Raw genomic sequence first — 8,859 nt, 5'->3', positions numbered from 1 at the left:
AGACGGCGGGACAGCCGAACCACCGGCCACAGCTACGGCCGTTGCGCCGCGCCGAACTCCGCCAGCCGTGCCGCCGCGGCGTCCCAGGCCCGGGTGTCCGCGGCCGGCTCGTAGGTGCGCAGCGGCTGGGTGGCCGCGACCAGGGCGCGCATCGCCGCCAGGCCGTCGGGACCGTCGCCGACCGTGCCGTGGGCGCGGGCCTGCACGAGGATGTTGCCCAGCGCCGTGGCCTCGGTGGGGCCCGCGACGACCGGGAGCCCGGTGGCGTCGGCGGTGAACCGGCACAGTAGTTCGTTGCGGGAGCCGCCGCCGACCAGGTGGACGCGGTGGATGTCCCGGCCGGCGAGCTCGGCCGCCTCGCGGAGGGTGCGCCGGTGGGCCAGGGCGAGGCTCTCCAGGATGCAGCGGACGACGGCGCCGTGGGACTCCGGGGGCCGCTGGCCGGTCCGCAGGCAGAAGGCGCGGATCCGGGCGGGCATGTCGCCGGGTGCCAGGAACACGGGGTCGTCCGGGTCGATGAGGGCCGCGAAGGGCTCCGCGGCGGCGGCCGCGGCGAGCAGTTCCTGCAGGGGCAGGCCCTCCTGCCGCTGCTCCCAGGTGCGGCGGCACTCCTCCAGCAGCCACATGCCCATGATGTTGCGGAGGTACCGGATGGTGCCGTCGATGCCGCGCTCGTTGGTGAAGTTGGCGAGCCGCGAGGCCTCCGTGAGCACCGGGGCGTCCAGTTCCAGGCCCGCGAGCGACCAGGTGCCGCAGGAGATGTACGCGAAGTGCGACCCGGTGGCCGGGACCGCGGCCACCGCGGAGGCGGTGTCGTGCGAGGCCACGGTGACGACGGCGGTGTCCGCCGGCAGCCCGGTGTACGCGGCCACGTGGGGCAGCAGCGTGCCGGCGTGGTCGCCCGGGGCACGCAGCGGCGGCAGCAGGCCCGGCTCGACGCCGAGCCGGCCGAGGAGTTCCTCCGCCCAGGACGCCGTGCGCGCGTCGAACAGGCCGGTGGTGGAGGCGTTGGTCTCCTCGGCGCCGATGCTGCCGGTGAGCCAGTGGGTGAGCAGGTCGGGGATCATCAGCAGCGTCCTGGCGGCCGCGAACTGCGCGCCGTCGCGGGCCGCCGCGAGCTGGAAGACCGTGTTGAAGGGCAGGTGCTGCAGCCCCGTGACCCCGTACAGCCGCTGCGCACCGATCTCGTCCCTGACCCGTTCGGCGACGTGCTCGGTCCGGCCGTCGCGGTAGTGGTGGGGGTTCCCGAGCAGGGTGCCGTCCGCGTCGAGCAGTCCGTAGTCGACGGCCCAGCTGTCGATGCCGACCGACGCCACGCCGTCCCCGGCCCGGGCCGCCAGGCGCAGACCGTCCAGGCTCTCCCGGAACAGGGCGAGGACGTCCCAGTGCAGTCCGGTGGGCAGCCGGACGGGGGTGTTGGCGAAGCGGTGCACCTCGTCGAGGACCAGGTGGCCGGGGCCCACCCGGCCGAGGATGACGCGGCCGCTGGTGGCGCCGAGGTCGATGGCGGCGAATGGCACGTGGGCCCCTCGTGTTCTGGTCGTTCGGGTCGGAGCGACGGGTGCGGTCGGAGCGGTGCGGCGCACCGCGGGGGTCGGTGGGTCGTACGCGTGCGGGGGAGCCGGCCGGCTCCCCCGCACGGTGCTGACGGCGTCAGCGCAGGAACGCCGCGGCCACGCCGGCGTCGACCGGGACGTGCAGACCCGTGGTGTGCGTCAGCTCGCCGCCGGTCAGGGCGAAGACCGCGTTCGCGACGTGCTCGGGGAGCACCTCCCGCTTGAGGATGGTGCGCTGGGCGTAGAACTCGCCGAGCTTCTCCTCCGGTACCCCGTACGTCGCGGCGCGCTGGGCGCCCCAGCCGGAGGAGAAGATGCCCGAGCCCCGGACGACCCCGTCGGGGTTGACGCCGTTGACGCGGATGCCGTGCTCGCCGAGCTCGGCCGCCAGCAGCCGGACCTGGTGCGCCTGGTCGGCCTTGGTGGCGGAGTAGGCGATGTTGTTGGGCCCGGCGAAGACCGCGTTCTTGGAGGCGATGTAGACGATGTCGCCGCCGAGCTTCTGCGCGATGAGCACGCGGGCCGCCTCGCGGGAGACGAGGAAGGAGCCGCGGGCCATGATGTCGTGCTGGAGGTCCCAGTCGCGGGCGGTGGTCTCCAGCAGGGGCTTGGAGATGGAGATGCCCGCGTTGTTGACCACCAGGTCCACCCCGCCGAAGGCCAGCAGGGCCTCGTCGAAGGCGGCGCGGATGGCCTCCTCGCTGGTGACGTCCACGGTCACCGCGACCGCCCGGTCGGGGCCGCCCAGTTCCTCGGCGACGGCCCCGGCGTTCTCCGCGTTGAGGTCGGCCACGACCACGCAGGCGCCCTCCGCCACGAGGCGGTGCGCGATGGCCTTGCCGATGCCCGAACCGGCTCCGGTGACCAGGGCGATGCGGGTGGCCAGCGGCTTGGCCTTCGGCATCCGCCGGAGCTTGGCCTCCTCCAGCGCCCAGTACTCGATGCGGAACTTCTCCGCCTCGTCGATGGGGGCGTACGCGGAGACCGCCTCGGCGCCGCGCATCACGTTGATCGCGTTGACGTAGAACTCGCCCGCGACACGCGCGGTCTGCTTGTCCTTGCCGTAGCTGAACATGCCGACGCCCGGGACGAGGACGATCGCCGGGTCCGCGCCGCGGATGGCGGGGGAGTCCTCGTCGGCGTGCCGGTCGTAGTAGGCCTGGTAGTCGGCGCGGTAGGCGGCGTGCAGTTCCTCCAGACGGGCCACGGCCTCCTCGAGCGGCGCCGTCGGGGGCAGGTCGAGGACGAGGGGGCGGACCTTGGTGCGCAGGAAGTGATCCGGGCAGGAGGTGCCGAGCGCGGCCAGCCGGGGGTGCTCGGCGTGCGCGAGGAAGTCCAGGACGGGCGTGGAGTCGGTGAAGTGGCCGACCTGCGCGCGGTCCTGGGAGGCGATCGCCCGCAGGACCGGGGCGAGGGCGGCGGCCCGGGCCCGGCGCTCGGCCTCCGGCAGCGGCTCCCAGCCGGGCAGCGCGGCGCCGAACGGGTCCTGCTTGCCGTGGCGTTCCAGGAACTCCTCGGCGGTGCGGATGATCCACAGGGCGTTGCGCTCGCACTCCTCGGAGGTGTCGCCCCAGGCGGTGATGCCGTGGCCGCCGAGGATCACACCGACGGCCTGCGGATTGGCCTCCTTGATGGCGGCGATGTCCAGGCCGAGCTGGAAGCCGGGACGGCGCCACGGCACCCAGGCGACCTTGTCGCCGAAGCACTCCTGGGTGAGCTTCTCGCCGTCCGCGGCGCAGGCCAGCGCGATGCCCGAGTCGGGGTGCAGGTGGTCGACGTGGGCGGCGTCGACGAGGCCGTGCATCGCCGTGTCGATGGACGGGGCTGCGCCGCCCTTGCCGTGCAGGCAGTAGTCGAACGCCGCGACCATCTCGTCCTCGCGCTCGGGGCCCGGGTAGACGGCGGTCAGGGCACGCAGCCGGTCCAGGCGCAGGACGGCGAGGCCGGCCTCGGTGAGCGTGCCCAGGTCACCGCCCGAGCCCTTGACCCACATCAGGTCCACGGCGCCGCCGGTGACGGGATCGGTGGCGGTGGCCTTGGCGGAGGCGTTGCCCCCGGCGTAGTTGGTGTTGCGCGGGTCGGCGCCCAGTCGGTGGGCGCGCTCCAGCAGCGCGGCGACTTCCGGATGGGTGGCGGGTGCCATGGGGGTGTCCTTCGGGAGGGGAGGAACGAGGAGGTGCGGGAGGACGGCGCCCGGCCGGCGGGGCCTACGCGCCCCAGCCGGCCTGGGTGCCGCCGACGCGGTCGGCGACGATGTGCTCCTGCCAGCCGGATGCGTGGTAGGCGGCGACGGGGTCGGGGGCCAGACCCCGCTCCTCGCGCACCTCCCGCAGCAGCGGGCGCACGTCGGTGTTGTACGCGTCCATCAGCACGGCGTTGGCGGCGAGGACGTCACCGGAGCGCTGCGCCGCGCCCAGGGCGTCGAGGTCCACCAGGAACGCCTTGGCGGTGGCCTCCTGGACGTTCATCACCGAGCGGATGACCGCGGGGATTTTGGCCTCGATGTTGTGGCACTGGTCGAGCATGAAGGCCACGTTCGTCGCGGTCTCGAAGCCGCCGTTCTTGGCGACCTCGTGCAGGATCCGGAAGAGCTGGAACGGGTCGGCGGCGCCGACCATCAGGTCGTCGTCGGCGTAGAAGCGGGAGTTGAAGTCGAACCCGCCGAGCTTCCCCTGGCTCAGCAGGAAGGCGACGATGAACTCGATGTTGGTGCCCGGCGCGTGGTGGCCGGTGTCGACGACGACCTGCGCCTTGGGGCCGAGCTTGAGGCAGTGCGCGTAGGCGGTGCCCCAGTCCGGGACGTCGGTGGTGTAGAACGCCGGCTCGAAGAGCTTGTACTCCAGCAGCATCCGCTGGTCGTCGCCGAGCCGCTCGTAGACCTCGGCCAGGGCCTCGGCGAGCCGCTCCTGGCGGCCCACGATGTCGTCCTGGCCGGGGTAGTTGGTGCCGTCGGAGAACCAGAGCTTGAGGTCGTTCGAGCCGGTGGCGTCCATGATGTCGACGCACTCCAGCAGGTGGTCCGTGGCCTTGCGGCGGACCCGGGGGTCGGGGTGGCACACGCTGCCGAGCTTGTAGTCGTCGTCCTGGAAGACGTTGGAGTTGATCGCGCCCAGCTCCAGGCCGCGGTCCTTGGCGTGGGCGCCGAGCGCGGTGTAGTCCTCCACCCGGTCCCAGGGGATGTGCAGGGCCACCTTCGGGGCGACGCCGGTGAACTCGTGCACCTTGGCCGCGTCGTCGAGCTTCTCGTACGGGTCACGGGGCACCCCGGCCTGGGCGAAGACCTTGAAACGGGTGCCGGAATTGCCGTAACCCCAGGACGGAGTCTCGATCCGCTGGGCTGTGAGTGCGGCCTTGACGGCTGCGAAGTCAGGCATGTCCACCTCGGATGGCTCGGTGAATCGGCTCAGTGAACCGGCTTCCAGTGAATCGATTCATTCGGCTGTGAAGCTATCCACGTCCACGGGGGGCCGTCAAGAGGTCCGGCGGTCCGGTTCCCCGTTATTGAATCGTGTCATCCGCACGGCGAAGCCGCGTTGTTGCTGTTCGTGCGGTGTTGTCGGGGCTGTTACCTGCGGGTTTCGCGTGGGTGCAGGTCAGGAGGGGGAGGCGGCGGCTCTTGACGCCTTCGCGGGGCGGGGCTAGCTTCCCGGCAACTCCGTTGAAACATTTCATAGCAGGAGGGCGCAATGACGCACCCCGAACCGGAGACCACTCCGGTGCTCGCGCTCGAGGGGGTGAGCAAGTCCTTCGGTGCCGTTCGCGCACTGCGCGGTGTGTCGCTCCGGCTGCATGCCGGCGAGGCCCACGCCCTCGCGGGCGAGAACGGCGCCGGCAAGTCGACACTGATCAAGACCCTCGCGGGTGTGCACCGCCCGGACACGGGCACGGTGCTGCTCGACGGCCGGCCCGTGGAGTTCCACGGCCCGGGGGACGCCCGCGACGCGGGGGTCGCCGTCATCTACCAGGAGCCGACCCTCTTCCCCGACCTGTCGGTGGCCGAGAACATCTTCGTCGGCCGTCAGCCCCGCCGTTCGCTCGGCAGGGTCGACCACAAGGCCGTGCGCGAGGCCGCGGCCGAACTCTTCCGCCGACTCGGCGTGGACCTCGACCCGGAACAGCCGGCCCGCGGACTGTCCATCGCCGACCAGCAGTTGGTGGAGATCGCCAAGGCGCTCTCCTTCGACGCCCGCGTCCTGATCATGGACGAGCCGACCGCCGCGCTCACCGGCAGCGAGGTCGCCCGGCTCTTCGGCGTCGTCAAGTCCCTGCGCGAGCAGGGCGCCGCGGTGCTCTTCATCTCCCACCGCCTCGAGGAGATCTTCGCCCTCTGCCAGCGTGTGACCACGCTGCGGGACGGCGCGTGGATCGCCAGCGAGCCCCTCGACGGGCTCACCGAGGACGACCTGGTGCGCCGCATGGTCGGCCGCGACCTGGACGAGCTCTACCCCAAGCAGGACGCCGAGATCGGCGAGGTGGCCCTCAGCGTGCGCCGGCTCACCCGTGAAGGCGTCTTCACCGACGTCTCCTTCGAGGTGCGCCGCGGCGAGATCGTGGGCCTGGCGGGCCTGGTCGGCGCCGGCCGCAGCGAGGTCGCCCGGGCGATCTTCGGAGTGGACCGCCGGGACGCCGGCGAGGTCGTCGTCGACGGCAAGCCTCTGCGCGGCGGCGCGCCCAGCCTGGCCATGGCCGCGGGGATCGCGCTGGTCCCCGAGGACCGCCGGGCCCAGGGTCTGGTGATGGACATGTCCATCGAGCGCAACATCGGGCTCACCGGCTTCGCCGCCACCACCAAGGGCGGTCTGATGAGCCGTCGTGCCGAGCGCAGCCGGGCCCTGGACTGGGCCGTACGGCTCCAGGTGAAGTACGCCCGGCTGGCCGACGTCGTCGGCACCCTCTCCGGCGGCAACCAGCAGAAGGTCGTCCTCGCCAAGTGGCTCGCCACCGCGCCCGAGGTGCTGATCGTCGACGAGCCCACACGCGGCATCGACGTCGGCACCAAGGCCGAGGTGCACCGGCTGCTCTCACGGCTCGCGTCCGAGGGCGTGGCCGTACTGATGATCTCGTCCGACCTGCCGGAGATCCTCGGCATGGCGGACCGCGTCCTGGTGATGCACGAGGGACGACTGACGGCCGAGATCCCCCGGTCGGAGGCGACCGAGGAATCCGTGATGGCGGCGGCGACCGGCCGCGTGAGGAGGGCGGCGTGACCGTGACCGCCGACACCCCGCAGCAGATCGCCGCGGACGAACCGACCGCGTCCCGCCGCTTCCTGGACCGGGTGCTGAAACTGCGGGCGCTCGCCGTGCTCGCCGTCCTCGTGGTCATGCTGGCCGCGACCCAGATCTACAACAGCGAGTTCCTCTCCCAGCAGGGCGTCAAGGACCTCCTGCTGAACGCCACCATCCTCGTGCTGGTCGCCGTCGGCCAGGCCATGGTCGTCATCACCCGCAACGTCGACCTGTCGGTCGGCTCGGTGCTCGGCATCTCGGCCTTCGCGGCCGGCACCTATCTGCACGGCGGCGGCAACCCGCTCGTCGCCGTGCTCATCGCGGTCGCCCTCGGCGTGCTCTTCGGCCTGCTGAACGGCCTGCTGGTGAGCCTGGGTCAGGTCCCCGCGCTCGTGGTGACCCTGGGCACGCTCTACATCATCCGCGGCATCGACTCCATCTGGGTCGGCTCCCGCCAGATCACCGCGGGCGACCTGCCGGCGAGCTTCGTCGACTTCGGCCACGACGGCCTGTCGGTCATCCCCTACCTCGCGCTGCTGACGCTGGTGGTGCTGGTCGCGGCCGGCTACTACCTGCGCAGCTACCGCGGCGGACGCGACCTGTACGCGCTGGGCTCCAGCCCCGAGGCCGCCCGGCTGGCCGGCGTCCCGGTCCGCAAGCGGATCCTCACCGCGTACGTGGTGTGCGGGGCGCTCGCCGGACTCGCCGGCGCGCTCTACCTCGCCCGCTTCGGCAACGTCGACTCCGGCACCGGCAACGGCTACGAACTGACCGTCGTCAGCGCCGTGGTGGTCGGCGGCGTCGCCTTCACCGGCGGCTCCGGCACCGTGTACGGCGCCGCGCTCGGCGCCCTGCTGCTGACCTCGATCAACAGCGTCCTGCCCTCCATCGGCGTCAGCTCGGTGTGGGTGCTGGCCATCGACGGCGTCCTGCTCCTGCTCGCCATCGCCGTCGACCGGATCGTGGCGCTACGGGTGGCCGGCGTCCTCCGCAAGCGGGCCGCACAGATGAGGAGTGCCCACCATGCCTGAGACCACCAAGGCCCCCGCCCCGCTCGCCCGCCTCGGCGGCGCGGTGCGCTGGGACACCGCGGTCGGCGCCCTGCTCGTCGTCCTGCTGATCTGCTCGTTCTCCTTCGTGGACAACTTCGGCAACGCCCTGAACGTGTCCTTCCTGATCGGCAACACCCTGCCGATCGCGCTCATCGCGCTGCCCATGACCATGCTCGTGGTCTCCGGCGAGATCGACCTGTCCGTCGGCTCGACGGCCGGACTGTCCGGCGCCGTGATGGGCGCGCTGTGGAACGGCGGCATGGCGATCGAGACGATCATCCCGCTCTGCCTGCTCCTCGGCGCCCTGTGCGGCCTGGTCAACGGCCTGCTCGTGACCCGGCTGGGCCTGCCCTCGCTCGCCGTCACCATCGGCACGCTGGCCGCCTACCGCGGCATCGCGCAGATCGTGCTCGGCGCCGACTCCGTCACCGACTTCCCGCAGCAGTACCTCGACTTCGGCGCCGGCCGGATCGACGGCACCTTCATCCCGTACGCGGCGATCCCCTTCGTCGTGCTGCTGCTGGTCGCCGTCCTGGTGCTGCACGCGACCCCCGTCGGACGCTCCCTGTTCGCCGTCGGCGCCTCGGAGGAGGCGGCCCGGTTCGCGGGAGTGCGCGTACGGCGGCTGAAGCTGGCGATGTTCGTGACGACGGGCCTGGTCTCCTCCCTCACCGGGATCTTCTGGGCCCTGCACTACGCCAGCGCCCGCTACGACAACGCCACCGGCCTGGAGCTGTCCGTCATCGCGGGCGTCCTGCTCGGCGGCATCGACTTCGACGGCGGCAAGGGCACCCTGGGCGGCGCGATCGCCGGTGTGTTCCTGCTCGGCGCCGGCCAGAACGTCATGAGCCTGCTCAACGTCTCGGCCCAGTCCCAGATCGTCGTCACCGGCGTGCTCCTGGTGATCTCCGTCCTCGCCCCGAGGATCGGCCGCCAGGTATCGCAGGCCAGGGCGCGCAGGAGGTCGGCCGACAAGACCCCGGCCGCCCTCGCCGCCTCATGAGTCCCCACCTCCCCCCGCAC

The 8,859-nt window shown here is 72.2% G+C and carries 6 protein-coding genes; 3 read left to right on the top strand and 3 right to left on the bottom strand.

Features of this window, described 5'->3' with window-relative positions; translation table 11 throughout:
* Positions 1 to 32: 32 nt before the first annotated feature.
* The 3 genes from ACFW3D_RS26940 to rhaI all read right to left on the bottom strand — a co-directional run bounded on the left by ACFW3D_RS26940 (position 33) and on the right by rhaI (position 4,930).
* Entirely contained in the window at positions 33 to 1,520 is a 1,488-nt protein-coding gene (locus tag ACFW3D_RS26940; protein WP_500507982.1) for a rhamnulokinase, read from the bottom strand.
* Positions 1,521 to 1,653: 133 nt separating this feature from the next.
* Positions 1,654 to 3,699 (bottom strand): bifunctional aldolase/short-chain dehydrogenase, encoded by a 2,046-nt coding sequence (locus tag ACFW3D_RS26935; RefSeq protein WP_500507980.1) that lies wholly within the window; start codon positions 3,697 to 3,699, stop codon positions 1,654 to 1,656.
* A gap of 64 nt (positions 3,700 to 3,763) precedes the next feature.
* Positions 3,764 to 4,930 (bottom strand): L-rhamnose isomerase, encoded by a 1,167-nt coding sequence (gene rhaI / locus ACFW3D_RS26930; RefSeq protein WP_500507978.1) that lies wholly within the window; start codon positions 4,928 to 4,930, stop codon positions 3,764 to 3,766.
* A 312-nt stretch (positions 4,931 to 5,242) separates the two neighbouring features.
* On the opposite strand from rhaI, the gene ACFW3D_RS26925 reads away from it, so the two are divergent.
* From ACFW3D_RS26925 to ACFW3D_RS26915, 3 genes are read left to right on the top strand one after another with little or no spacing between them, the layout of a single operon-like run.
* On the top strand, positions 5,243 to 6,763 hold the full coding sequence (locus ACFW3D_RS26925) for a sugar ABC transporter ATP-binding protein (RefSeq protein ID WP_500507976.1): 1,521 nt from the start codon (positions 5,243 to 5,245) through the stop codon (positions 6,761 to 6,763).
* Positions 6,760 to 7,815, top strand: coding sequence for an ABC transporter permease (locus tag ACFW3D_RS26920; protein WP_500507974.1), 1,056 nt, complete (start codon positions 6,760 to 6,762; stop codon positions 7,813 to 7,815). The genes ACFW3D_RS26925 and ACFW3D_RS26920 overlap by 4 nt, the downstream gene beginning before the upstream one ends.
* A complete protein-coding gene (locus ACFW3D_RS26915) occupies positions 7,808 to 8,839 on the top strand; it encodes an ABC transporter permease (RefSeq protein ID WP_500507972.1) in 1,032 nt (343 codons plus the stop codon). The genes ACFW3D_RS26920 and ACFW3D_RS26915 overlap by 8 nt, the downstream gene beginning before the upstream one ends.
* Positions 8,840 to 8,859: the final 20 nt, after the last annotated feature.

Source organism: Streptomyces sp. NPDC058864 (genome assembly GCF_042742985.1).
GTDB lineage: Bacteria > Actinomycetota > Actinomycetes > Streptomycetales > Streptomycetaceae > Actinacidiphila.
Note: the sequence above shows the minus strand (reverse complement) of the source record. Positions and strands in the feature narration are given on the sequence as shown.

Coding starts and splice junctions, on each gene's coding strand:
- ACFW3D_RS26935 (WP_500507980.1), bottom strand. CDS start 3,699: ATGGCACCCGCCACCCATCCGGAAGTCGCCGCGCTGCTGGAGCGCGCC.
- rhaI (WP_500507978.1), bottom strand. CDS start 4,930: ATGCCTGACTTCGCAGCCGTCAAGGCCGCACTCACAGCCCAGCGGATC.
- ACFW3D_RS26925 (WP_500507976.1), top strand. CDS start 5,243: ATGACGCACCCCGAACCGGAGACCACTCCGGTGCTCGCGCTCGAGGGG.
- ACFW3D_RS26915 (WP_500507972.1), top strand. CDS start 7,808: ATGCCTGAGACCACCAAGGCCCCCGCCCCGCTCGCCCGCCTCGGCGGC.